This is a genomic window from Acidiferrimicrobium sp. IK (assembly GCF_025499425.1).
In the GTDB taxonomy this organism is placed as follows: Bacteria; Actinomycetota; Acidimicrobiia; order Acidimicrobiales; family Palsa-688; genus Acidiferrimicrobium.
Genome location: NZ_JAIMCB010000025.1, coordinates 1 through 24,463, shown reverse-complemented (window position 1 = coordinate 24,463; position 24,463 = coordinate 1). Strand labels below are relative to the sequence as shown.

25 protein-coding genes are annotated in these 24,463 nt (G+C 72.2%); 10 read left to right on the top strand and 15 right to left on the bottom strand.

What is annotated here, in order from left to right; translation table 11 throughout:
• Nucleotides 1–15 precede the first annotated feature (15 nt).
• From K6U06_RS23585 to K6U06_RS23545, 9 genes are all read left to right on the top strand, one after another.
• The gene (locus K6U06_RS23585) at nt 16–528 is read left to right on the top strand and encodes a MarR family transcriptional regulator (RefSeq protein WP_262324438.1); all 513 of its coding nucleotides are present in this window, start codon (nt 16–18) and stop codon (nt 526–528) included.
• A gap of 380 nt (nt 529–908) precedes the next feature.
• Nucleotides 909–1,760, top strand: coding sequence for a sigma factor (locus tag K6U06_RS23580; protein ID WP_262324437.1), 852 nt, complete (start codon nt 909–911; stop codon nt 1,758–1,760).
• 255 nt (nt 1,761–2,015) lie between these two features.
• Nucleotides 2,016–2,285, top strand: coding sequence for a pilin (locus K6U06_RS24900; RefSeq protein WP_410051139.1), 270 nt, complete (start codon nt 2,016–2,018; stop codon nt 2,283–2,285).
• Between the two features lie 2 nt (nt 2,286–2,287).
• Nucleotides 2,288–3,535 carry a conjugal transfer protein TrbL family protein gene (locus K6U06_RS23570; RefSeq protein WP_262324436.1) on the top strand — a complete coding sequence of 416 codons (1,248 nt, stop codon included), beginning with the start codon at nt 2,288–2,290 and terminating at the stop codon, nt 3,533–3,535.
• On the top strand, nt 3,532–4,551 hold the full coding sequence (locus tag K6U06_RS23565) for a PrgI family protein (protein ID WP_262324435.1): 1,020 nt from the start codon (nt 3,532–3,534) through the stop codon (nt 4,549–4,551). Before K6U06_RS23570 ends, K6U06_RS23565 begins: the two co-directional genes overlap by 4 nt.
• The gene (locus tag K6U06_RS23560; RefSeq protein WP_262324434.1) at nt 4,548–6,296 is read left to right on the top strand and encodes a VirB4 family type IV secretion system protein; all 1,749 of its coding nucleotides are present in this window, start codon (nt 4,548–4,550) and stop codon (nt 6,294–6,296) included. The genes K6U06_RS23565 and K6U06_RS23560 overlap by 4 nt, the downstream gene beginning before the upstream one ends.
• A gap of 28 nt (nt 6,297–6,324) precedes the next feature.
• Nucleotides 6,325–9,036: a helicase HerA domain-containing protein gene (locus K6U06_RS23555; RefSeq protein ID WP_262324433.1), complete on the top strand. Its 2,712-nt coding sequence runs from the start codon at nt 6,325–6,327 to the stop codon at nt 9,034–9,036.
• A 164-nt stretch (nt 9,037–9,200) separates the two neighbouring features.
• Nucleotides 9,201–10,001 (top strand): replication-relaxation family protein, encoded by an 801-nt coding sequence (locus K6U06_RS23550; RefSeq protein ID WP_262324432.1) that lies wholly within the window; start codon nt 9,201–9,203, stop codon nt 9,999–10,001.
• The gene (locus K6U06_RS23545) at nt 9,998–10,975 is read left to right on the top strand and encodes a C40 family peptidase (protein WP_262324431.1); all 978 of its coding nucleotides are present in this window, start codon (nt 9,998–10,000) and stop codon (nt 10,973–10,975) included. Before K6U06_RS23550 ends, K6U06_RS23545 begins: the two co-directional genes overlap by 4 nt.
• Nucleotides 10,976–11,128: 153 nt before the next feature.
• On the opposite strand, the gene K6U06_RS23540 is transcribed toward K6U06_RS23545, so the two are convergent.
• Entirely contained in the window at nt 11,129–11,401 is a 273-nt protein-coding gene (locus K6U06_RS23540; RefSeq protein WP_262324430.1) for a PH domain-containing protein, read from the bottom strand.
• A gap of 476 nt (nt 11,402–11,877) precedes the next feature.
• Between K6U06_RS23540 and K6U06_RS23535 the strand changes: the two genes are divergently transcribed.
• Nucleotides 11,878–12,267, top strand: a complete 390-nt coding sequence (locus K6U06_RS23535) for a recombinase family protein (RefSeq protein WP_262324455.1) — start codon at nt 11,878–11,880, stop codon at nt 12,265–12,267.
• A 61-nt stretch (nt 12,268–12,328) separates the two neighbouring features.
• Here the strand turns inward: K6U06_RS23535 and K6U06_RS23530 are convergent, their stop codons facing one another.
• From K6U06_RS23530 to K6U06_RS23465, 14 genes are all read right to left on the bottom strand, one after another.
• Nucleotides 12,329–12,895, bottom strand: a complete 567-nt coding sequence (locus K6U06_RS23530) for a prepilin peptidase (protein ID WP_262324429.1) — start codon at nt 12,893–12,895, stop codon at nt 12,329–12,331.
• On the bottom strand, nt 12,892–15,678 hold the full coding sequence (locus K6U06_RS23525) for a BTAD domain-containing putative transcriptional regulator (RefSeq protein ID WP_262324428.1): 2,787 nt from the start codon (nt 15,676–15,678) through the stop codon (nt 12,892–12,894). The genes K6U06_RS23530 and K6U06_RS23525 overlap by 4 nt, the downstream gene beginning before the upstream one ends.
• 25 nt (nt 15,679–15,703) lie before the next feature.
• Nucleotides 15,704–16,138 (bottom strand): hypothetical protein, encoded by a 435-nt coding sequence (locus K6U06_RS23520; RefSeq protein WP_262324427.1) that lies wholly within the window; start codon nt 16,136–16,138, stop codon nt 15,704–15,706.
• Nucleotides 16,135–16,578: a TadE/TadG family type IV pilus assembly protein gene (locus K6U06_RS23515; protein WP_262324426.1), complete on the bottom strand. Its 444-nt coding sequence runs from the start codon at nt 16,576–16,578 to the stop codon at nt 16,135–16,137. The genes K6U06_RS23520 and K6U06_RS23515 overlap by 4 nt, the downstream gene beginning before the upstream one ends.
• Nucleotides 16,575–16,979 (bottom strand): TadE/TadG family type IV pilus assembly protein, encoded by a 405-nt coding sequence (locus tag K6U06_RS23510; RefSeq protein WP_262324425.1) that lies wholly within the window; start codon nt 16,977–16,979, stop codon nt 16,575–16,577. The genes K6U06_RS23515 and K6U06_RS23510 overlap by 4 nt, the downstream gene beginning before the upstream one ends.
• A gap of 431 nt (nt 16,980–17,410) precedes the next feature.
• Nucleotides 17,411–17,614, bottom strand: a complete 204-nt coding sequence (locus K6U06_RS23505; RefSeq protein WP_262324424.1) for a hypothetical protein — start codon at nt 17,612–17,614, stop codon at nt 17,411–17,413.
• Between the two features lie 91 nt (nt 17,615–17,705).
• Nucleotides 17,706–18,611 (bottom strand): type II secretion system F family protein, encoded by a 906-nt coding sequence (locus K6U06_RS23500; RefSeq protein ID WP_262324423.1) that lies wholly within the window; start codon nt 18,609–18,611, stop codon nt 17,706–17,708.
• Complete coding sequence (locus K6U06_RS23495) at nt 18,608–19,480, bottom strand: type II secretion system F family protein (RefSeq protein ID WP_262324422.1); 873 nt, start codon at nt 19,478–19,480, stop codon at nt 18,608–18,610. Before K6U06_RS23495 ends, K6U06_RS23500 begins: the two co-directional genes overlap by 4 nt.
• On the bottom strand, nt 19,477–20,790 hold the full coding sequence (locus tag K6U06_RS23490; RefSeq protein ID WP_262324421.1) for a CpaF family protein: 1,314 nt from the start codon (nt 20,788–20,790) through the stop codon (nt 19,477–19,479). The genes K6U06_RS23495 and K6U06_RS23490 overlap by 4 nt, the downstream gene beginning before the upstream one ends.
• 25 nt (nt 20,791–20,815) lie before the next feature.
• Nucleotides 20,816–21,667 (bottom strand): MinD/ParA family protein, encoded by an 852-nt coding sequence (locus K6U06_RS23485; protein WP_262324420.1) that lies wholly within the window; start codon nt 21,665–21,667, stop codon nt 20,816–20,818.
• Nucleotides 21,668–21,678: 11 nt separating this feature from the next.
• A complete protein-coding gene (locus K6U06_RS23480) occupies nt 21,679–22,362 on the bottom strand; it encodes an SAF domain-containing protein (RefSeq protein WP_262324419.1) in 684 nt (227 codons plus the stop codon).
• A 16-nt stretch (nt 22,363–22,378) separates the two neighbouring features.
• Nucleotides 22,379–23,272, bottom strand: a complete 894-nt coding sequence (locus K6U06_RS23475) for a hypothetical protein (protein ID WP_262324418.1) — start codon at nt 23,270–23,272, stop codon at nt 22,379–22,381.
• Complete coding sequence (locus tag K6U06_RS23470) at nt 23,254–23,796, bottom strand: hypothetical protein (RefSeq protein ID WP_262324417.1); 543 nt, start codon at nt 23,794–23,796, stop codon at nt 23,254–23,256. Before K6U06_RS23470 ends, K6U06_RS23475 begins: the two co-directional genes overlap by 19 nt.
• Nucleotides 23,797–23,945: 149 nt before the next feature.
• Entirely contained in the window at nt 23,946–24,350 is a 405-nt protein-coding gene (locus K6U06_RS23465) for a hypothetical protein (protein WP_262324416.1), read from the bottom strand.
• Between the last annotated feature and the right edge of the window lie 113 nt (nt 24,351–24,463).

Here is a 24,463-nt window from a genome sequence, read left to right as displayed (position 1 = left end):
CGGAAGGAGCCCACTATGGCCACCACGCAGAAGGTCTCACCCACCCAGGTCCTCGACGCCCTCGCCGCCCGGCCGAGGGTGAGCGCGGCCGAGCTGGCCGAGGCGCTCGGCATCGGCCAGTCCACCGCGGCCAAGCACCTCGCCGCGCTGGAAGCGGCGGGCGCGGCCCGTCGGGAGCCGGGCGGGCGCGAGGCCGGCCGACGGCTCGCCGACCGCTGGAGCACCACCGCGGCGGCGGTCGAAGACCCGCCCGCCGAGCCTGACGGGGTACCCGCCGACACGGGCGACGCCCCCGCCGAGGGAGCGGCCCGTTCCGCCGACCGGTTGGGGCGTGGGGCGCTCGGCGCGCTGGTACGGGAGTACCTATCGGCCCGGCCCAGTGAGGACCTGGGACCGACTCAGGTCGGGAAAGGCTTGGGGCGGTCCCAGGGTGCCGTCTCCAACGCGCTGGCTCGCTTGGAAGCCGCCGGCGAGATTCGCTTGGTGAGCGCCTCGCCACGCCGCTACCAGATCGTCGGCGATCGGTAGCGACGACCCAGCGGGGCCCTCTCCCGGCCCGTTCCCCGCGGCCTGTGCGCCGCATTGGAGCACTACCCCACACGCGGGGGAACGACTACCCCACTTGTGTGGTAGTCGTCATGGCGGACTACTCCGCGCCCGGCGCAAGGGTGCTCCGGGGAATTTCTTTCGCCGGCCGCACGGGGCTGCCTGACCCCGAGGACCCGGCGCGCGGGGGACCAGTACCCCGCGGCGCTGACCTGCGATGACGCGAGGCGGGGGAGTCGGGTCCCCCGCGACTCCCCCGAATTCGGGGGAGTCGCCCGCGCGGCCGAGTGGGGGAAAGGCGGGGGAAAAACGGGGGACCTCGTGTGGCGCGATCACGGCTCCGAAACCGAAGGAGCCCGTCCATGCCCACCCGCAAGCGTCCCCTCACCGACTCACCGTTCGACACCTTGGAGCGCACCTTCACGCTCCTGACCTCCGGTCCCGACCCGCTCGCCCTCGACGGTACCGGCGTCCCCGGCCTGCCGGACCGGCCGATCCCGCTCGGGGAGCTGAAAGCCCGCCTCCTGCACCCCTCCACCCGTTTCGAGGTCCGCGACGCCATCGTCGACGAGCTCGTCGCCCTCTCGAAGGCCGAGGGCGGCAAGTGGACCGTCGGCCTGGCGGGGGTGCTCCTGCCCGGGCTGCGCCGCACGGTCAGGGCGCTCGTGCGGGCGTGTCCGGGCAAGGCCGACGACATCGAGGCCGAGGCCCTCGCCGCGTTTCTGGCCGCGGTGTCCCGCTGCCAGCCCGGCCGGCCCCGCCTGGCGTCGTGGTTGCGCTGGCAGGCCCGCAAGGGCGCCACCCGGCTGCTGCATGCCGAGATGGCCGAGCGAGCCCGGCCGGGCACCGAGCCGGTCTCGGCCGCCCCGCCCCGACCGTGGGGCCACCCCGACCTGGTGCTCGCGAAGGCGGTCCGGGCCGGGGTGATCAGCGCGGCCGACGCCGAGCTGATCAGCGCCACCCGCATCGGGGACACCGACCTTGCCGAGGCCGCCGATCACCTCGACCTCGGCTACTGGGCGTGTCACAAGCGTCGGCGTCGCGCTGAATCTCGGGTCAGGGACTGGGTGACCGGTGACGACTATCCGCCCTTCGACGATGTCCAAAAAACGGGCGAATCGGGGTGTTCTGTTAGTGGGGATTGTCGCCGGCCGGTCCGGTCCATGGACCGCCGACCGAGCAAGCGTCGCTCGAGCCCACCACCGAGGAGGTGAGAGTGCCCACCTTGGTCCACCCGGACCGGCCGGGACGACCCCCTGTACTACCCCCGAGCGCCCTGGCCTCAAGCGCGCAGGGGCCGAACCGAGGAGGACGCCACGACAGATCCCACCCACCCGACAACCACCAAAGGTCCGCCCGAATCCTGTCACTCGATCCAGGCCGGCCGACGCCAGCGGGCCGGCCGTCGAGCCCGGGCCCTGCTGCCTCGCCTGCCGCTCGTCCTCGCGCTCAGCGCCGCCCTGCTGGTCATGTTGGCCTCCCCGGCCTTCGCAGCGGGCACCGCTACCCCGACGCTGTCGGGGGTGATCGACAACCTGCGCAACTGGATCGTGGGCATCCTGGCCGGGGTCGCCACCTTGTTCCTGACCATCGGCGGGCTGCGCTACCTGACCGCGGGGGGCGACCCCGGCCAGGTCGAGAAGGCCAAGATCGCCCTCAAGTCCGCCGCCATCGGCTACGCCCTCGCCATCCTGGCCCCGCTACTGGTGTCGATCCTCGCCTCGATCGTGGGCGGCTGAGCATGGCCCGCCTGCTGCACACCCGGCGACCCCGACGGCGAGTCCTGCTCATAGCGGCCGGCACCCTGGTGGTGCTGCTCGCCCTCGGCCTCGGCGGCCACGGCGGCTACGTTGCCAAGGCGTATGGCGCCGCCACCCAGACGCCTCAGTCGGGCACCGCAGGGGCAACGGCGGTCGTGCTCACCGCGGACAAGACCCCCGCCCCGAGCACCGCCACGACCACACCGGCACCCGGGTCATCGGGTGAGGGGCCGCCGGGCATCCAGGTCGGTCCCGGTAACACCACCACCCCGTCAGTGCCGGCACCGGGCAGCGGGGGGACGGTGAGCGGCGGCAGCCAACCCTCGCCCGGACTGTTCGACATCACCGGCCACATCACCGCCGCCATCGACAACTGGTTCCGAGACCTCGTCACCGCGGCGCTCGACCCGATCCTCACCCTGCTCGGCCACACGTTGCTCGCCACCCCCAACGTGACCGCCCAGAGCCGGGTGGGTGAGCTGTGGCGGATGACCGAAGGCATCGCGGATGCCTTCTTGGTCCTGTTCGTGTTGGTCGGCGGGGCGATCGTCATGGGGCATGAGACCGTCCAGACCCGCACCGCCATCAAAGACATCCTGCCCCGCATCGTGGTTGCCGGCATCGCGGTCAACGCCAGCCTGAGCCTCGCCGGCCTCGCCATCTCGACCGCCGACTCGCTCTCCCAAGCCGTGCTCGGCCAAGGCGTCGACCCGTCGGGGGCCGCCGTCGTGCTCCGCCAGCTGGTCCTCGGATCGCTGGCCGATGGCGGGATCTTCGTGGTGCTCCTCGGTGGGGTGGTGGCCGTGCTCGCCATGGTGGTGCTCGCCACTTACGTGGTGCGCCTGGCGCTCGTGATCCTGCTCGTCGTGGCCGCCCCGATCTGCCTGGTCTGCCACGCCCTGCCCCAGACCGAAGGACTGGCGAAGCTGTGGTGGCGTGCCTTCTTCGGTGTCCTCGCCGTCCAAGTCGCTCAGTCCCTCGTGCTTGTCACCGCGCTGCGGGTGTTCCTCGCCTCCGGCGGCCCGGCCAATCTCGGGATCGCCTCGACCGGCGGGCTGGTCGACCTGCTCGTCTCCGCCTGCCTGTGCTGGGTGCTGGTCAAGATCCCATCCTGGGTCAGCCGGTTCGTGTTCTCCGGCTCGCGCGGTCACTCCGGTGTCGGTCGGGTGGTGCGCGACGTGATCATCTACAAGGGCGCCAAGGCCCTCGCCGCCGGAGTCGGGCTGTGACCACCCGCCGTGATAGCGACGGTGGCCGCGGACGCGTCCGCATCCCCGCCGATTTCGAGAGGCCGGACAAGCTGCTGGCCGGGTTGACCGCCCGCCAGCTCGCCATCCTCGCTGTCGCCGCGGTGGCGCTGTGGGCCGGCTATGCAGCCACCCGCCACCTCGTGCCCGCCGCCGTGTACGGCGCGCTCGCGCTGCCGATCGGGGCGGCTGCCGCCATGTTGGCGCTCGGCCGGTTCGAAGGCATCGCGGCCGACCGGTGGGTCACCGCGGCCTGGCGCCACCATCGCGCCCCGCACCGGCTGGTGCCCGCCCCCGACGGCGTCCCGGCCGCGCCGGCGTTCCTCGCCACCAACCCCGGGCCAACCCCGGTGGCGTTGCGCCTGCCGTTCGCCGGGGTCGGCGGCGACGGGATCGTCGACCTCGGACCCGACGGGCAGGCGGTCATCTGCCGGGCCAGCGCGGTCACCTTCAGCCTGCGCACCCCGACCGAGCAGGAGGCGCTGGTGGCCGGCTTCGCCCGCTGGCTCAACGGGCTCGACCAGCCCGCCCAGCTCCTCGTGCGGGCCGAGCCGGTCGACCTGACGCCCTCCATCGACGCCCTCCTCGACGCCGCACCTGGACTCCCGCACCCCGCCCTTGAGTCCGCGGCACGCGCCCATGCCGCCTTCCTCGCCGAGCTGGCCGACCGGCGCGACCTGCTCCGCCGCGAGGTGCTCGTCGTGCTCCGCCACCCCCCATCGTCCAACAACATCGGCGCCGACGCCACGGCCCGGCTGCAGCGCCGGGCTGCCGAAGCCGCCAGCGCGCTCGGCGCGGCCGGGGTCACTCTTGTCGCCCTCGACGGTCCCGACACGGCGACGTGCCTGGCCCGTGCCCTCGACCCGGCCGGCGAGCTGCGACCCGTCGGGCTCGCCGGGACTGCCGTCTATGGCGCTGGTCTATATGGCGCTGAGCAACCCGTCACCCTCGCCCGCCACCCGAAAGGAACCGCACCCGTGAAACGAGTGAACCCGTGACCGGCCTGCTGTCACGCATCGCGCGACCGGCCAGCCGGCCGGCATCGCCATTCGGCCCCGACGCCATCGAGGTCCACCCCCGCGCGCTGCGGGTCGGGGACGGCTGGTGTGCCAGCTTCGCCGTCACCGGCTACCCGAGAGAGGTGGGCCGGGGCTGGCTGGAGCCGCTCACCGCCCACCCCGGTCGCCTCGACGTCGCCGTCCACGTCGCACCGGTCCCGGCCAACATCGCTGCCGAGCGGCTGCGGCGCCAGCTGGCCCGCCTCGAATCGGGACGGCGGGCCGACGCCGCCAAGGGCCGGCTCGCTGACCCCGACGTGGAGGTCGCCGCCGAGGACGCCCGCGACCTCGCCGCCGGCCTGGCCCGCGGCGAGCAGAAGCTGTTCCGGGTCGGCCTCTACCTCACCGTCCACGCCAGAGACGAGAAAGCGCTCCAGGCCGAGTGCGCCCGGGTCAAGTCACTGTGCGCCTCGATGCTCCTCGACGCCCAACCGGCCACCTGGCGCACCCTCCAGGGCTGGACCTCCACCCTGCCGGTCGGGGTCGACGCCCTCGCCCAGCGACGCAGCTTCGACACCGACGCCCTCGCCGCGTCGTTCCCGTTCGCGTCGGCCGAGCTGTCGGCCACCCACGGTATCCTCTACGGCACCACCACCAACGGCTCGGGCCTGGTGCTGTGGGACCGCTTCGCCCAGGACAACCACAACTCGGTCATCCTGGCCCGCTCCGGGGCGGGCAAGTCCTACCTGGCCAAGCTCGAAGCCCTGCGTAGTCTCTACGCGGGGATCGAGATCGCGGTGGTCGACCCCGAGGACGAGTACCGCCGCCTCGCCGAGACCGTCGGCGGCGCCTACGTCCACCTCGGCGCCCCCGGGGTGCGGGTCAACCCCTTCGACCTCGCCCCCGGACCCGGCGCCGCCGCTCCTGATGCGATGGTCCGCCGGGCGCTGTTCGTCCACACCCTCATCGCCGTTCTCCTCGGCGGGAAACCCGACCCGGCGGCCACCGCGGCGCTCGACCGGGGGATCGTCGCCGCCTACGAATCGGTCGGGATCACCGCCGATGTCCGCAGCCACGCCCGGCCCGCACCGCTCCTCAGGGATCTGGCCGCCGCCCTCGACGCCGACGACGACCCCGCCGCCCGCACGCTCGCCGCCCGCCTGACCCCGTTCACCACCGGCACCCACCGCGGCCTGTTCGACGGGCCGACCACCACGCAGCCACAAGGGCACCTCGTCGTCTTCAGCCTCCGCGACCTCCCGAGCGAGCTCAAAGCGGTCGGCACCCTGCTCACCTTGGACGCCATCTGGCGGCGGGTGTCCGACCCCACGAACCGCAAACGCCGGCTGGTGGTCGTCGACGAGGCGTGGCTGCTCATGGCCGACCCCTCCGGCGCCGAGTTCCTCTTCCGCATGGCCAAGTCGGCCCGCAAGCACTGGGCCGGCCTGACCGTGGTCACCCAAGACGCCGCAGACCTCCTCGCCAGCCCGCTCGGCCAGGCCGTCGTCGCCAACGCCGCCACCCAGATCCTGCTCCGCCAAGCCCCCCAGACCATCGACGCTCTCGCTGAGGCGTTCGGCCTGTCCGCTGGTGAGCGGGCCTACCTGCTCGGCGCGGCCCGCGGCCAGGGCCTCCTTGCGGCCGGGGTCGACCGGGTGGCCTTCACCGCGCTGGCCAGCGCCGACGAGGACCTTCTCGCTCGAACTGGGATCGAGCAAACCCTCGACGACACCCCCGACCTGTGACGACCTCGAAAAAAAGGAGCCTCCCCGCGTGACCGTGCCCGCACCCCAACCGACCGCCATCACACCAACAGCAGGCCTGCCGCCATCTCCAAATGTGACGGGACCGCTGGCCCGCTACCTGGCCCATCCCGGCGCCGAGACCGCCCGGCTGCTCCACCATCTCGGCGCGCTGGCCGGCCATCTCGGTGTCACCGTCGGCCCGGCTCTCGCCGCGACCGGACTCCTCCTGGCCGTGACCGTCGCCCTCGTCCGACGCGGCCAGGCCCGCCGGCTGGCCGTGGGTGCACGCCTCGTGCAGGTGCTCGCCCCGCCCGACGTCGACCCCCAGGGCGCCGCCACCTTGTGGACCAACCTGGTCGCCCTGCTGCGCCCGGCCTGGCGGCGGGCCCTCGGCGGCCAGCCTCACCTCGGTTTCGAGCTCACCGCCTCCGACACCGGCCTGACCATCGCCTGGTGGGTACCCGGCACGATCCCGCCCGGCCTGGTCGAGCGGGCCGTCGAGGCCGCCTGGCCCGGGGCGCGCACCGAGACCATCCCCGCCGCGCCGCCACTCGCCGGCGAAGGCGTGGCGACCGGCGGCACCCTCCGCCTCGCCCTCCCCGAGCACTACCCGCTGCGCGCCGAGCACAAGGTCGACCCCCTCCGCCCCCTCCTCGGCGCCCTCGACGCGATGCGCGAGGGCGAGTCAGCCTGCGTACAGATGCTGGCCCGCCCGGTCACCGGAAGACGCCTCACCCGACTGCACAAGGCCGCCGCCGCACGGCGGGCCGGCCGGCCCGCCACCAAAGCGGCCCGCCTGATCGACCTGGTCACTCCCGGGCCCAGCGCCCAGCCGGCCAACACCGACCCGTCCCGGTCCGCCGACGTGGCCGACATCTTGGACAAGGCCGCCCAGCCGTGCTGGGCCATCTGTGTCCGCTACGCCGTAGCCACCACCGCCACCGACCGCCAAGCAGCTGCCCGGCTGCGGGGCCGAGCCCACGCCGTCGCCTCCGCGTTCTCGCTGTTCGCCGGGCGGAACCGCCTCGACCGCCACCGCCTCCGCCACCCCGCCCAGGTCCTCGCCGAGCGGCGCCTCGGGCGCGGCGACCTCGTGTCGGTCGCCGAGCTGGCCGCCCTGGCGCACCTGCCGACCGACCAGACCGTCCCCGGCCTGGCCCGAGCGGGGGCCAAGGCCGTCGCCCCGCCACCGGCCGTCGCCCGTCCCGCCGCGCTGGCAACAGCGGCGACGGACGTGCAGAGCCCGAAGGTGCTGGGCGATGCCCAGGCCGGAGGGCGCCGACCGGTCGCCCTGGCGGTCCCCGACGCCCGCTACCACCTCCACGTCATGGGAGCCACCGGTTCGGGCAAGTCGACGCTGCTCACCAATCTGGTTCTTGGCGATATCGAGGCCGGGCGCGGAGTGGTGGTGATCGACCCGAAGGGCGACCTGATCACCGACCTGTGCGACCGGCTGCCGGCCGGCGCGGAGTCCCGCACGGTGCTGATCGACCCCGAAGACCCCGACGCCGCGCCCATCCTCAACGTGCTCGCCGGACCGGACCCCGACCTCGTCGTCGACAACCTGGTCGGGATCTTCCGCTCCATCTTCGCCGCCTTCTGGGGACCACGCACCGACGACGTATTGCGCGCCGCCTGCCTCACCCTGCTTCGTTTCGCGGCGGCCACCGGAGGGTCGACCAGCCTGGCCGACGTCCCCCGCCTCCTCGCCGACGCGGAGTTCCGCGCCCCGATGGTCGCCACCGTGGCCGACGACACCGTCGGCCTCGGCGGGTTCTGGGAGTCGTATGAGGCCATGAGCGAAGCCAACCGGGCGCAAGTCATCGGCCCGCTCATGAACAAGCTGCGCGCCTTCCTGCTGCGCGACTTCGTCCGCCAGGTCGTCGGCCGCCCCGACTCCAGCTTCGACATGGGCAAGATCCTCGACGGCGGCGTCTGCCTCGTCCGGGTGCCCAAAGGCATCCTCGGCGAGGACACCGCCCGCCTGCTCGGGTCGTTCGTCGTGGCGAAGGTGTGGCAGACCGCGACGCATCGGGCCCGGCTCGGCCAAGCCGCCCGAGTCGACGCCAGTTTGGTGGTCGACGAGTGTCAGAACTTCTTGCACCTGCCGCGCTCCTTCGACGAGATGCTGGCCGAGGCCCGCGGCTACCGGCTCTCCATGGTCCTCGCCCACCAGCACCTCGGCCAGCTCGGAAAAGAGCTGCGCGAGACGGTGTCGGCCAACGCCCGCACCAAGGTGTGGTTCACCATGTCCCCCGAGGACGCCCGCGCCCTCTGTCGCCACGTCGCCCCCAACCTTACCGAGCACGACCTCGCCCACCTCGGCGCGTATGTCGCGGCGGCCCGCCTCGTGGTCGACGGCGAAGAGACCCCCGCCTTCACCCTCACCACCCGGCCCGCCCCACCGGGCATCGCCGGCCGAGCCGACGCGGTGCGGGCCGCCAACCGGGCCGTCCACACCAGACCGGCCAGTGTTCCCCAGCCGCGTTCGCCGCTGGAGGGGCGGAACCTGCCCGCCCCCTCCACCGCGGCGCAGGAGTGCGGCGGGACCCGAGTCCCCGGCGAGGTCCCCCGCGACGACCCCCACCAGTTCCACAGTGGGCTCCGTCCAGACGTCCACGGAGCACTCCATCATGGGCTCCGACCTGGATTGGAGCCCACCGGCAGCGCCGAACCGCCACGTCAGGGCGACACAGAGGGCTCCGTGGCGTCGGCGGACTCAAGGGGTAGGGGGTCGTGAGTCCGCAGGATCAATCCGGCCAAGGGCCGGATCGTCACCGGTCGCCGGCCGACGGCCGGTCCGCTCCACGCTCGCCCAATAGGCATTCAGCGCCGGTAGGCACCGTACCGGCCTCTGCTGGTCGTCGGGGCTGGCGTGACCTCGAGGCTCGGCTCCTGGCGGTGATGGGTCGGCTGACCGAACGTGACCGAGTGCTCTGCCGTCTCCTCGACGACCATCGGGTGCTCACCACCGCACAGGTGGCCGACGTCGGCTTCACCGGGGAGCGCCGTACCCGGATGCGCCTCGGCGAGCTGTACGCCCTCGACGTCCTCGACCGCTTCCGACCCCAAGCGTGGGGAAACCCCTCCCCCTACCACTGGGTGCTCGGGCCGCTCGGCGCCGCCCTCGTCGCCGCCGAGCACGGCACCGACCTCGCCGACCTGTCCTGGCGGCGCAACCTCGCCCACGACCTCGCCGCCAGCCAACGCCTCGCCCACCTCGTCGGGTGCAACGGCTTCTTCACCGCCCTGCTCCGCTCCGCCCGCACCCGGCCCGGATGTGCCCTCACCGAGTGGTGGTCCGAGCGGCGCTGCGCCCGAGAGTGGGGCGAGGTCGTCCGCCCCGACGGCTACGGCATCTGGACCGAGAACCGCACCAGCCTCCCGTTCCTTCTCGAGCACGACAACGGCACCGAACGCCTCGACCGCCTCGCCCAAAAGCTCGACGGCTACGCCCGCCTCGCAGCCGAAGCGGGTCACCCCAACTGGGTTCTGTTCACTTTCGCCGGCCCCCGCCGCGAGGCCGAAGCCCGCCGGGTCCTCGCCCATCAGGACGTCCCCGTCGCCACCACCGCGCGACCGTCGCGCCCGGCGCCCGGGACCGCTCCGGACGCGGCCGTCTGGCTCCCGGTCACCAGCGCCGGCCCGCGCCTCCGCCTCACCCAGCTCGCCACCCTCCCGCTCCTCCCGGCCAGCAGCAGGTGAGCATCGGGCTCGACGCCACCGCTGACTCCGGGCTCGGCACCAAGATCGCGGCCGGGGCCGGCGGGCTCGTCCTCCTCGTCGCCGTCCTCGCCGCCGGTGCCGGCGCGGGGATCGCCTCACTCCTGGGCGGCGGCGCCACCACCCCGTCGTCCACGGCAACCGGCCAGATCCCCGCCGCCATGCTCACCCTCTACCAAGAGGCCGCCACGACGTGCCCCGGGCTCCCCTGGACGGTGCTCGCCGCCATCGGCACCGTCGAGTCCGACAACGGCACCTCCACCCTGCCCGGCGTGAAATCGGGCGAAAACGCCGCCGGGGCGATGGGGCCCCTACAGATGCTCGGCACCACGTTCGCCGCCTACGCCCGGCCCGTCCCGCCCGGCGGGGCCGACCCGCCCAGCCCCTATGACCCGACCGACGCTGTTTACGCCGCCGCCCGGGACCTCTGCGCCAACGGGGCGGCCAACGGCGCCAACCTCTCGGCGTCGGTGTTCGCCTACAACCACAGCCAGAGCTACGTCGCCGAGGTCCTCACCCTTGCCAGCTCCTATAGCCAGACCCAGGCCCAAACCGTGGCCGCCGGGACGGCCGGCGGAATCGCCGTCGACTGGGCCCTCGCCCAAGTCGGCACTCCATACATATGGGGTGGCGAGACCCCCGGCGTCGGCTTCGACTGCTCGGGCCTCGTCCAGGCCGCCTACAAGGTCGCCGGCATCACCCTTCCCCGCGTCGCCCAGGACCAGTACGACGCGACCATCACGCTCGCGCCCGGTGACCCGATCCAACCAGGCGACCTCATGTTCTTCGGTCAGTCGACCTCGGACGTCACCCACGTCGGGATCTACATCGGAGGTGGCCAGATGGTCGACGCTCCCCACACCGGCGGCGACGTGAGGGTAGAGGCGACGCCGACGACGCCAGGAGCGACGTGGGGCGCGGACGTTCTCGTCGGAATGAGCAACCCAGTTGCCTAATCCGGTGGTTGGACGAGCGGGATGGCGTCGTGAGCGGGATTCTTCTGGTCGTTACCCTCGTGGCGACGGCGCGCCACCGGCCAGCCGCGGAGCCCTACCTTCCTCTCGCGATCGTCGCTACCGCGATCACCTTGACGCTTTGCCTTTGCGCAGCTACGACGTCGAGTGCTCCGCGAGGATGCGCGCGACGGTATCGGGGTCATCTGGCGTGATCGTGGGGAGCACCCGTCGACCGGCATATCGTGACCAGTGCACGAAGTCACTCGATCCCCAGATCCGCCATTTGCCGGTGAGCCCGGTGAGCGGACTCCTCGTCACCGACCGGATCGAGGCATAAGGAATCGACTTGGCGCCTCCCCAGGGGTAGTAGCGCCGGACGACGAGGCGGGACTCGTCGCAGGCGATTCTGCCGTCGTCGTAGAGCACGTGGCGATTCTCTCACCGCTCGCGCTCGGTCGCAGATACCGGCCTCCCGACGTGTTACTCGTGGGCCGAAGACGCCGAGTAGCGGTCGGGGTGGGGTGCCGCGACGTCGACGGCAACCAAACCTGGGAGCCGCTGGTGGCTCGGTGCGTGGGCGTGAGCCCCTTGGGGTGCGGCGCGGCGCCAGCCCCATCCAATCCCTCGACGGCCCAGGTCGGCGTACCCGGCGCCGAGGAGGGTGGGGCGCACCGATGCGGCCGTGCTCTGCCTGATCGGTCGCTCGTGGGCGCTCGAGCTTTGGGCACGTCGGAGTTGCCATCGAGCGGGTCGATGGTGGGCTCGCAGAGAAGTGACCGCCAAGGACTCGGAATCGCGTGCCCGACCAGGTCGCCACGAGCACAGTTCTCCGGCTCCCCGCCTTGCTTTTTCGTCCGTTCGGAGGTCTCCTCGCCAACAACACCCGTGTGAGGGAGGACGCCATGTGGCGAGTTGCCATCTATGCCCGAGAAGCTCCCGGTCGTTCCGGCCGCGCCCTGCTGGACCGCCAGGTGGGTCGGCTTGTTGCCCAGGCCGCCCGCCAGCCAGGGTGGCATCACGTCGCCGCCTATGCCGACCAGTCGACTGGCGACTGGCGCGTGCGACCTGGGTTGTCTCGCCTGCTCGCCGACGCCCCGGTCTACTTCGACGTGGTCGTCGTCGACGGCTACGGCCGCGTCTCACCCAACCGGCGCGAGTTGAGGGTGATCCTCGATCACCTGAGGGCGGCCGGCGTGACGATGATCGTCCTGCGCCCGACGGCGGGACGTCGGTTCGCCAAGGCCGTGGCGAACTTCGCCCTTGCGGACGTGTTAGGCGAGGCTCTGAGCTGAACGCCTGGACGACCGACACCACGGCATCAGCCCGCCGCTGACCCGCTGGATTCTCATCGCCTCATCGCATGGCGAACATGGCGACCAGGGCGCCGCCGGTCATGAACGGCGCCATCGGCAGGGTCGCCTCGTGGATCTGCGAGATGGCGACGCGCCGCACGGCGGCGACAACCGCGGCGGCCGTGAAGGCCAGGAGTGTGCCAGTGGAGACGGCGGACCACCCGAGCCACCCGAGGTAGAGACCCACGACGCCTGCCCATTTGACGTCACCGAGTCCCATACCGGATGGGAACGCCAGCCCGAGGATGAGGTAGAACCCGGCGAGCAACGCCATGGCGATCCCGGCCCGGGCAAGGGGCCACCGCGAGCCCGACGCGGCCGACGCGAGCGCGAGCAGTGCCGGACCGATGAGGTAGGCGGGAAGAACGGCCCGGTTGGGGATGCGCCGGGCAGCCACGTCGCTCACGCTGGCGGCGGCAGCGACCGCCCCGAAGTAGCAGTAGGCGGGCAGCGGCGCAGACCACCCGAACCGCCAGACGATCGCCGCCTCGACACCGGCCCCGAGCACGCAGGTGGCACCGACACGAGCCGGCGTGTCGAGACCAGCGAATGCGTTCCCCAGGCTCACGAGGACAAGCGGATCGGTCGGGGTCGCCCCGGGCTGGTGGCGTCGGGGGTGGTGAGGGAGCGGTAGAGGCGGGCCGTCGCGTCGTCACCATCGACGTCGAGGTCCGCGAGCCGGCGCTGGAGAAACTGCCAAGTGGTAGTGACCGCGTCGAGGCGGCCGTGCGCAGCGTGAAGGGTCATGAGCCGGCGGTAGGGCTCCTCGGCGTAGCGGTCGAGGTCGATGACCCGCTCCAACGTGTCGACGGCGGCGTCGGGATGGCCGGCGTGGTCTTCGATCTCGGCCAGGCGCAGGTGGGAGTCGAGGGCGCGGCGATGGAGATCCTGGCGGACGGGCTCGACCCAGGGGTAGTCGCTGCCCGCCAACAGGTCGCCCCGGTAGGCGTCGACGGCTCGGCGCAGCGCCTGGCGGGCCGACTCGTCGTCGGTGGCCCGGGCGGCCTCGGCGAGGCCAGTTTGGAAGTCCCACAGGTCGCAGGTCATCTCGGCCGGGTTGGGCCGGTAGTGCTCGCCGACCTTCTCCAACACGTCGAGGGTCTCGCCGGCCGGACCCCGGAAGTAGGCGCGCAGGTCGCCGAGGGGGTGCCAGAACTGGTTGAGCACCCGGTCTGGCGGGGTGTCGGGCCACAGCGCGTCGACGACCTCGCCGATGGTGGCGCCCTCGGGGCGGAGCAGGCACCAGGCCAGCAGCGTCTTCGCCCGACCCCGTAGTCCGGTGGTGACCGGCTCGCCGAAGGCGGCGATGCGGTAGGGGCCGAGCACCTCGACGACGAGAGGCCGGTCCGTTCCCTCCCCGCCAAGGCTGGGTTCGGGCCAGCGCATCCCAACGGGCGCAGCCGGCGGAGAGGACTCATCGACGTTGCCGTTGCGGTGCAAGACGGTGGTCGGCTCGGGCGTCTGGACGTTGGCCTCGTCCTCGTCGTCGGCCGCTCGGTTGGCGTCGGTGACCGACCCGAGCAGCTCGGCGGCCTCGTCGCCTCGCAGACCGAACAGCTGGACACCGCCGAGGCGCTCGGCAAGCGGATGCGGTTCCGCGTCGGTGACCGTCCGGCTGGCATCGACAACGAGGCGGCCGGCGGTGACTCGGATGTCGTCGAGGAACACCACGGCGATCCCGAGCCGCCTCGCCTCGGCGAGCAGCGCTGACCATCGTCCGCGCGACTCGTCGGGCACGGAGTCGAGGAGCACGACCAGCAGGGGCAGGGGGTTCTCGGGGTTCTCCTCCCGGAAGCTGGCGGCGTCGGCAGCGTCGGCGGCGTCGAGGCGTCGGGTCCGGGCGATCGTCTCGGCCTCGACCGCACGCGCCACGTCGTCGGTGCTCTTCGCTCGTCGGATCGCCCGGTCAGGACCCAGCCCGGGAAGCAACCGGTCGGCGAGCGCGGTGGTGAGGAGGACTTCGACCGCACCCGGGTCGGCCCGGACCAGCAGACCGGCGACGACGGCCCGGACGATGTCGTCGGTCGACGGTCCGCACAGAGCGGTGCCCGACAGGTCGGTGAGCTCGACCGTGACGGTTTCCCCGTTGCGGCAGCCCACCTCGAGGCGTCCGGGGTCCTGGCGACGCTCGGTGTCGTCGAAGGGGAACGCCGGGGCTGCCCCGGGATCGTCGACCTGCGCCGCCCAGGGGGTGCCCGCGACGCGGGCGAGGTGGCACAGGGTCGGCCGCAACGGCTCGGGGGTGAGGTCCCGGCCCGGCTCGGGCGGCCGGTAGCGGTAGGCATGGCGGCGCCGCAGCCGCCCGAGCGCGACGGCAGAGAGGACCCCGGCAGCGAACGAGCCGGCGACCACCGAACCCGACGGCAGCCGGACCGGCTCGCCTCCTTGGCTGGCCCGGAACGGGTCGGTGCCGGTCGCCGGTGTCGGCGTCGTCGGGATTGCGCGGTTGGCTGGGCCGGGCGTCGTGGCCGGAGGGAGCGTGGTCGCAGGCGGCTCGGTGGTGGGACTCGTCGGTGTGGTGAGCGGCGGGGGTGACACTGGCGCGGCTGGCGGCGGCGAGGATGTGTCTGGCAGGAGGAGGGTCCAGCCGGGGTCGATCCAGTGGGGGTCGGTGAGGGTGGCCCCGTCAGGCTGGGGTCGGCCCTCGTTGAGCTGGTAGATCGCTTGCCATTCCAGCGGGTCGCCGAGCTGACGCTCGGCGATGCCCCAGAGGGTGTCGCCGCGTTGGACGACGTAGGTGCTCGGCGAATCGGCTGGCTGGGTCGCCACCGGGGCGCCCGATGGAGTCGCACCCGCCAGAAAGGCGCTTGCTTCGGGCGATGGCGGCCGGGTCGGGAGGGTGCGGGTGGCTCGGGTGAGCACCGCGTCGATAGGCGCTGGGTCATTGAGTGCCGCGTCTTTGAGGACCAGGGCGGCGACGGGCCGGCGCACGGTGGCGGACGACGGGTTGCCGCTCAGCGATCCCGATGGGCTTCCGTGGGCGGGCCGGGGGGCGAGGGTGAGGGCTGCGACGATGACGGCGGCGACGAGGCGGCCGGTGATCGGCTGGAACATGCCGGCGAGCGGGAGCCGAGGTGGGTGGCGTCCGGAGAGGGCGGCGGGGATCTCGACGGCGATGGAAGCGACGAGGGTGGCCCAGGTGATCCACACGACCACGGCGAGGGCGTCGAGGAGGGCCTGATCGGGGATGCCCCGCTGGTTGAGGGCGTGGCCGACCTGGCCGATGGAGGGAACGTGGTGTGGGAGGGGCCAGCCGATGAAGTGCCACAACGCCCAAGGGATGCCGACAACGAGGGCGGCCAGCAGCCCGAGAGCGACGAAACCTCTCAGCACGCGTCCGACACGAGCCATCGCGAATCCCGAGCTCATGGCATTTCTAGCCGTTTCCTTGTTCGGCGGTGGCGGTTCCGGTGCCGGTCTCGGTGAGATCGCCGATCCCCGCAACCGAGAGGATCTGGGTGGGCTGGCTGATAGTGACCGTCACAGTGACCTGCTCGCCGTTTACGGCGACCGTACCGCTGCGGCCGGCAGCAGTCAGATAGCGTTCGGCATCTGTGGTGGCTTGGGCCGCGTCGAGGGTGATCTGGCCGGTGGCCCGGTAGGTGGGGATGTCGATGGCCTGGGCGCCGGCCCGGGCGGCGGCTTGGGCGTCGTCGATGGCTTGGACCTTGGCGGCGAGGGCGAGCCCGCCGTCGAGGACGAGGCCGGCCATGAGCAGCAGCGCCAGGGTGAAGATGACGACGAAGGCGGTGACCATCCCCGACTCAGCATCGCCGGGCCTGGCGTGCAGCCGCCCGAGGTTGGCGGTCATGCGGCTGACCGGTAGACGTCGATGACCGAGCTGGCGGTCGATCTAATCGACTCCGACGCGGGGAGGCGCAACCCGGTGAGATCCGAGAGGGCCACGGTACAGGTGACGGTGACCGCCACCGAGCCGCCGGGGGTGAACTGGGCGTTGTCGGTGCTGACGGTGAGCTGGGCACAGGTGACGTGATCCGAGCCGAGCGCGGCGGTGGCGGTCTGGGTCGCCATGGCCGTGGCGGTGGCAGGGTCGCGGGCGATCGACGCGGCCCTGGCAGCTTGGGCGGCGGCCCCGTCGACCTCGAGGCGGGCGCCGGAGAGGCGGCCGAGGGCGACGACGAAGAGCAGCATGAGGATGAGCAACGGGGTGAGCAGGACCAGCTCGGCGGTGACACTGCCGGACTCGTCGCGCCGCAACTCTCCACGCCATTGGGAGCGGGGGCCGGTCATGGGATGGCTGCCGCGGCCGGCTCGGTCGGCCCGGTTGCGACCGCCTTGACCGGTAGGGAGAAGAATCCGACGATGCTCTCGGCGTGGCCGGTCACGGTGACCGTGGTGGTGGCGGCGGTGCGAGTAGCGGTGATGTTCGAGCCGACGAGCACGGTCGAACCCAGCTGATTGAGCACACTTCGGGCTTCGTTCTTCCCAGCCGTAGCGGTCTCGCCTTGGAGGCGGCCGACGGCAACCCCTTGTTGGGCGACAGCGGAGGCGATGTGCTCGGCATGCTGCCACAGGGCGAACTGGATCACCCCCATGATCAACAAGAGCAACAGTGGGGTGGCGATGACCAGCTCGGCGGCCACCGCGCCGCGCTCGTCCCGGCGCAGGGCACCGAGCCGGCGACGCCGCACCGACGGTGCTATCTCCGGGGACCGGCAGCGTGTAAGGATTCGGGGATCGTGTCGGTCCTGGCAGGCTTCTTGTCGGTCTCGACCTGCAAGAACGTCGGTCGGCGCCGTCCCCTCGGTCGCCGGAGCGGTAAGAAACTTGTCGGTTTCTTCGATCACGATCGGGATCTGGCCCATGACCGACGTGGAGGTCGATGTCAGGGCTTGCGACGCGAGCTGGCTCCTTACCGAGCCAGAGCGGATGCAGAATGGCTCGCAGGCGTGGTTGCCAACGGCCAATCGTGGCGGGCGTGGCGCTGGCACCAACCGACGGATTGCCGGTCCCAACCGACGAGAACCGTGCCCGACCGACATGTGGCCGACAAGAAGCCGGCCGAACCGACATGAACTCTGCCTCCCCACACAGCAGCAGCAGCAGCCGGTCATGGGGGCGGTCAGGGTCCAGTCGAGATGTTGCCCGCAGCGGAAACCACCTTGGCCACGATGATCCCCACCGCGGTCAGCGCCAGCGCGGCGAGGAGCGCGGTGACGATGACGGCTTCGGTGGAGTAGCCGGCCTCAGGCTCGGCCCGCAGGGCTTGCCTTCGGCTGTGTAGCAGGGTGAGGAGGTGGCGGAGGATGGTCAGTTCGGGGAGCACGGCTGTCCTTTCGTTTGTAAGGGTCTTTTCGTTCGCATCGCCCTTCCTTTCTGTTGCTTCTGTTGCTATTGACGGAATGAACCCACGGCTTTCAGAGCCCAGTCAGGACCTTCTCGACTGCCGGGTACCCCAAGAAGAGGAGGAACCCGGCGAAGAGCAGGACGACGGGGAGGCTCATGCGTTCGGTGGCGGCTTGGTCGGCGGTCTCGGCTTCGGCCAGCTCGTGGGTGCGCAGCGACGCCGCCTTGGCCGCCAGGCTGGCCCGGACTTTGGCGCCTTCGGTGCCGGCCAGGGCGACAGAGGCGGCCAGTTCGGACAACTCGCCCACTCCGAGCTCTTGGCCCAACTGGCCGAGTGCGGCCCATGGGGTCTGGCGGGCCAGGCGGGCCTGGTCGAGCGCTCGGCGGAGGTAGGCGAACGCCCACCCCGACCCGACGCTGGCCGCGTCGGAGAGGGCGGTCTCCACTCCGCCGCCGCCGGCCAGGGCGACCACGACCAGGTCGAGGAAGCTGGAGAGCGCGTGACGGAAGTCCCGGCGCCGACGCCCGGCGTCGGCGTGGATGCCGAGATCGGGCAGCACGAACCCGGCCACCATGAAGATCAGTGACGCCCACAGCGGCACCACGAGCGGGAGGTGGGCACCGCCGAAGAGGAGCAGCGCAGCGACAGCGGGGGCGAAGAGCAGGCCGACTAGAGCCAGGGTGACCTTCTCGGCCAGGTGGCGCTCGGGGTTGCGACCGAGCACCGCGAAGTCACGACGCACGGTCGCCGGGATGAGCCAGCCGGCCCCGGAGCGGGTGAGGGCACGGGCGGCGGGACGGCCCAGCCGGGCGGCGTACCGGCCCTCTGCCTCGGGGCTGAGGACGGGGGTGGGGTCGGGCAGGCGGCGGAGCTGGGCGAGGGCTTGGGCGAGGGAGGGCCGCGGCGGGTAGAGGCCGCGGGCGACGAGGAACAGTCCGCCGCCGACCCCGGCGCCGCAGACAAGGGCCAGGATCATGTCGGGATCTCCGAGGTTCTGTCGGGAATCACGAACCCTGGCCTGGCTACCGTCAAGAAGCGCTCGGTGGTCGAGGGCCGGGTCATCTTGGCCAGCCACACGAACGACACCGTGAACACCGCACCGACGAGCAGGAGGACGAGCTGGCCGACGGCGGAGTCGTAGGGGGCGAGGTAGCCGCGGTTGAGCACGGCCAGGCCGAGGACCAGGCCGCCCGTGGCCCCGACGATGACCTTGACCGACGTTCTGGTCCGTGCTCTGCCGGCCTCGACCCGCAGGCGCATGGTGGCCTGGTCCCGGGCGGCCTGGGCGAGAGAGCCCAGCAGCTCCCCGAGGCGTTGGGCCTGGTGCTCGGCGGCGAGCACCAGGGCGGCGACCACCAGGTCGCAGGTCGGGTCGGCCACCTCGTCGGCGAAGGCCCGAAGTGCCGGGGCGAGCCGCTCGCCTTCCAGGCGGACCGCCAGGGTGGCGACCTCGGCCCGGATGGGCAGCGGGGCGACAGGGGCGGTGGCGACGATGGCCTGCTCCAGCCCGGCCGCACCGGCCATGGTGTCGCGCAGCATCTCGGCCCAGCCCGCGATGGCCTCGATCCGCCCCACCGCGGCGCTGGCACCCCTGGTGCCGCCGAGCAGTCCCGGGGCGCCCCAGCCGGCCAGGGCGGCCAACACGGCGCCCACGGGCCAGCCGGTGGCCGCGCCCACGATCACGGCGTCACCGATTGCCAGGCCGATACGCAGGTTGGCCCGCTCGACCTTCGGCCGGGCCGAAACCCGGGTCGGATGGGCCAGATCGACACCACGTAGCCCCGCCCAGATGATCACCAGGCCGAGCCCGACCCCGGCCCCACAAAGGGTGGCGACGGCGGTCACTGCTCCCACCACCCCTGCGGCCGATCCAAGAGTCCCGGGTCGAAGCCGACAGCCACCAGCTGGTCGAGGGTCTCGTGGCGCAATGGGACGCCGGGGACGGCCCGCCCGTCGGGTCCGGGCCGGAAGACCTCGTTGGAGACCACCATCGGCCCCTCGGCGTCGACCACCTCCCTGATCGAGGAAACGAACCGGCGATCGCCATCCTGAGCCAGGTAGATGACGAAATGCACGGCGTTGGCCACCAGCAGGTTGGTGGCCTCCAACGGCAACCGTTCGGGGGCCTGCACAGCGTAGGTGGCGAGCTTGGAGAACGCCCCCTTAGACGACGAGGCATGCAACGTGGCCATCGACCCGTCGGTGCCCTGGGACATGGCGTTGAGCAGGGCCAAGACTTCTTCGCCTCTGGCTTCGCCGACGATCACCCGATCGGGGCTCATACGCAGCGCCCAGCGGACCAGCTCGGCCAGGCTGACCCCGCCCTCGCCTTCCAGGTTGGGTTCGCGGGCTTCGAGGGCGACGACGTCGGGGTGCAGGTCACCGAAGCGGTCCAAGCCCAGCTCGAGGGAGTCCTCGATGGTGACCAGCCGCTCGGACGGCGCGATGTCGGCCGCCATGGCGCGGAGCAGCGTGGTCTTGCCCGCCCCGGTGCCCCCGCAGATGATGCACGACTTCTTCGCCAGCATCACCGCCCGCACGAACTCGCGCAACGCGATGTCCAGGGTGCCCATGGCGATCAGCTCGTCGGGGGTGATGCGCAGGTAGCGGTGGCGGCGGATCGACAGGCACGGCCGGGCCGCCACCGCCATCAGAGCGAACAGCCGTGACCCGTCGGGGAGCTGCAACGACAGCCTCGGCGAGCCCCGGTCGAAGCGGCGCTCGCCGATACCGGTCCGCGCCGCGGCGGTGCGCAGCATCTCCTCCAGCTCCTCGTCGGAGCCGGCGATGGGCGCTACCTGCTCGCTACGCCCGTCCGCGTAGCGAACCCACACCTGGTCGCAGCCGTTGGCGTTGATGTTCTCGATGCCCGGGTCGTCCAATAGGCGCTGGAGGCGGTTGAGTCGGAACAGGGCGTCGAAGACGGCTCGGGACAGCTCGTCCTCTTCCGGTGCCGACATCACCGCCGTGCGCTCCCGCAGCGCCTGGCTGGCCCGACGCTCCAACGCCTCGGCGATCAACTGGCGTCCGAGGGCCTGTTCGTCCGCGGCGCCGAGCGGCGGCCGTCCGGCCGCGGCCAGGTCACGCTCGCGCCCCGACAGGGCGTCGAGCACCTCGGCCCGCAGGTCCCCGACGAGTGCGTTGTCCGCGCTCACCGTGGCATCCCCAACCGTGGAACGCTCACTGCGACACCTCCTCGGGCGTGCTGCCGTTCGTCGACTGGTCCACCGGGTCGGCCCGCCAGGCTCCGAGCACCCGGGTCCGCAACGCCCCCGCCCGCCACGACCGCGACGCCGCCAGCACCTCGCTGGAGGCGCTCGCGACGGCCGAGGGAGCGCCTGTCAGCTCGCTGGCGAGGCGGTCGGCCATCGACCGGGCGGCGCGCACCAGCGGCGAGAGCCGCACCTCCCGGGCCGAGGCCGGGACCGACACGAGCGCCCCGGCGGCTTCGGGATCCCACGGCAGGCGGCCCAGGACCTCGACGCCGAGGGCCTCGGTGATCTCCGCGTCGGGGTAGGGGCCGTCGCCCACCAGCACCAGGCCGACGCGTCCCGAGTCGAAGGGGTTGGTCTCGCTCCAGGTCGCCAGGGCGTGCAGGTCGGCCAGGCGCGGCCGGGCTGCGAGCACCACCTGGTCCGCTCCCTCCAACACCCCGGCCCCAGGCCCACTGGGGTCGAGCCGGCCGCAGTCCACCAGCACATCCGCGTCGAGGATCCCGAGGGTGCCGGCCAGGCCGGCGATCATCCCGAGGGCGCTGCGGGCCTGGTCGGCCGATGCCGGGCCGGCCAGCACCGCGGCACCGCCCGGCAGCGCCTGGCAGTGCTCCCAGACGAGGTCGGGGTCCAAGGCGCGCCGGGCCGCCGCCGCCAGGGTCACCAGGCTCGGCTCGGGCAGCCACCCCGACGCCGCGGCCAGGGTCCCGCCAGCAGGGTCGAGCTCGACGAGCAGGACCCGGCGGTCCTTGGGCCAGGTAGCGGCCAACGCCAACGCCAAGGTGGTCACCCCGCACGAGCGGACCGAGCCGAGCGCCACCACCCCCACCGTCAGGCCCCCGACCCGACCTCGACGAGGCTGGCCTGGCCCGCGGCGGCCAGCGCGGCGACCTCGTCGGCGTCGGTGCTGGACACCTGGAGGGAGAACACCGTCGGGCTGCCCGACCCGGCTGGCGCCGCGTCCACCGCCAGCACCGTCGCCGCCACCGGGCTCCCGCTCGTGACGTTGCCGCTCCCCGACGACGAGGCGACTGGGACGACCTGCACCCGGTCGCCCGGAGCGAGGTCCGGTGGGTACCCGCCGGCCTTCAGCCCGACCGCCACCACATCCGATCCCGACCCCACAGCCGGCGCGGCCCCGACCTCGGAGCTGGTCAAGAGCGCCCCAGCCACCAGTGGGACCGCCACGTGGCGGCCCACCACGCTCGGCTCCTCGGCGACCGGGACCACCTGCAGACCGGCACCGGTCGACACCCGTACCGCTCGCAGGTCGCCGCTCGTGAGCACCTGGCCGGCGGCGAGCGGCTGGGCGACCACCAGGACCTGTTCCCGGCTGCCGAGGTGCAAAGAGGCATCCGCGAACGCCAGTGCGAAGCCAATCACCGCCAGCACCCCCACCACGACCAGCGGCAGCTGGCGGTGACGACGCGACGTCGGGCCCCGCCCGCCCGCCGCCCGGGTGCCCTCTGATGCCCGCTGGCCGTTGGTCCGGGTTGGTGCAGCAGTGCTCGCCATTGCGTCGCCTCCTTTCTCAGTTGGCTCCCCCGGTCGGGGTGTTGATCGCCTGCGACTCGGTCACCGTCACCGCCACCTGGGCGGCCGGGCCGGCCTGGAGCCCGAGGTTCCCGCCCCCCGGCGCGCCCGTCGCCGTCCAGGTGACCGACCAGTAGAGCGTGGCGGTCACCTGGAACGTGCCGGCCTGTCCCCAGGTGTACGAGCAGTTCGTCGTCGCGTTCGGGGCGGCCGCGCTGTAGGGGGTGCCGGGGCCGTCACAGGTCACGGTGTCGCCGTCGCCCATGTCCCACACCACCTTGGAGGGCGTGGCGGTCGCCGTCGTGGTCACCGTGCCGGCCGAGGCCGACGCGCTGAAGGTCTGCCAGGCGCCCGGGTTGACCCACATCCACGTCGCCACCCCCACCAGCTGCGGGCGTCCCGGCGGCGGGGCCATCTCGATGGTCGGGGAGGCGAGCGGAAGCTGCTTGACCGCTTGCTGGGCGACCACTACCGGGGCGACCTGGACGATGCCGGCGGCTGGCTGGGCGCCCGTCACCCAGATCGGCGGCATCGGGTCGATCACCCCCGGGCCGGCACAGACCGGGAACACCCACTGGCCCGGCTGCGCACCACCCACGCCGATCGACGCCGTGGCCGACGGGCCGACGGCCGTATAGGTGCAACCGTAGGGCTGGTTCGGGTTCACCTTGCCCGGCGGCGGGTCGCTGCCCCCCGCTTTGGCCCACGACGAGCCGGACGGTGGGGTCCAATGCGTCTCACCGGCCTGGACCGTCAGCTGTCCGCCCGACGCCTGGGCGTTCGCGAAGGTGTTCTCGCCCCCCGTGTCTGCTGCCCATGCTCGACCCGGGCCAGCCAGCACCGACACCAACATCGCCAGCACGGTGGCGGGGATCACGACCCGGGCGCGCATTTCCCGTCCGTTACGTTCTGCTTGGACACCTTCCACGTGCCGCCTGTCAGCACGAGTGTCGCCTGCACCCCGTCGTTCTCCGGCGGGGTGATCGGCGGTACCGGTTTTCCGGTCTTCGCGTATACGAGCACCGAGGTGCTGTAGGCGCAGTCCACCACCGTCGCCGTCGTCGCGGCTAATGACGTGATCTTCGGGTGGAGAGTGAAGGTGCCTCTGCCCACCATGCCCTGCTGCTGATCGGCTGCCAGGTTTGCCCGAACCCCGGTCAACTGTGGGGCGACCATCGTCGCCATCAGCTCGGGGTCCTCGGGGTTGGCATCAGTCAGCGCGTGCTCGAAGGCCGCCCAGCCGGCGCGGTAGGCGGCGAGCACTGCGGCCGTCGTCGGGCTGGCGGTGGTCGAGGCGGGCGTGGCCGACGCGGTGGTAGAACTCGACGTGGGCGACGTCGTCCCTCCAGTATCAGCGGCGCCTTTCGACCCGGAGCAGCCGGCGAGAAGCGACAGGCTGACGAGGGCGGCGACCAACGCCGCTCCACCACTACGCCGACGATGTCGCATAGACGCGTACCTCCCGGAGAGGCCGGGCCGGCGGATTCCATTCAGGCTGCCAGACCCGTATCTCTTACGTTCCGCAGGTCAGCGGAGGCCTTCAACTCGAATTTCGTGTCGGGTGATCACGCCGTTCCGTAGGGGTTCATGGGGGTGCCGAGGAGTTGGAGGATTTGTTCTTGGAGCGGGTTGAGCGTCGGTTCTTGAACGGCGAGTGTTCGGTTTTGGTGGCTGATGATGGTGCGGGTGAGCGGATCGAGCAGTTCGAGGATGCGGGCGGCGGTGGGCGATTTGCACGCCCGGTCTTCGTGGTAGACGGGCAGCTCGGTGATGCCGGCGGCGGCCATTCCGTTGCGTAGTTCGCGTTCGATGAGGGCGTGGACGAGCAGGGCGGCGTAGAGGCAGAAACCGAAGGCGTCGATGCGGTAGCCGCTCTTGAGCTGGAGGGGGGCGGCTTCGATCACGCCTTTGAAGGTGGCGTGACGACGCTCGAGGTGGGGTTGTGCCTTGTAGGAGGCGAGCTGAGCCACCCCGGGTTCGATGCAGTGCGGGTTAGTTGGTGCCGGTCAGGGCCGGCTGGGTGTAGGTGTACCACAGGTGTTCGTACTCGGCTGGGGGGCAGTCGCCGATCTCGCCGTGAAGG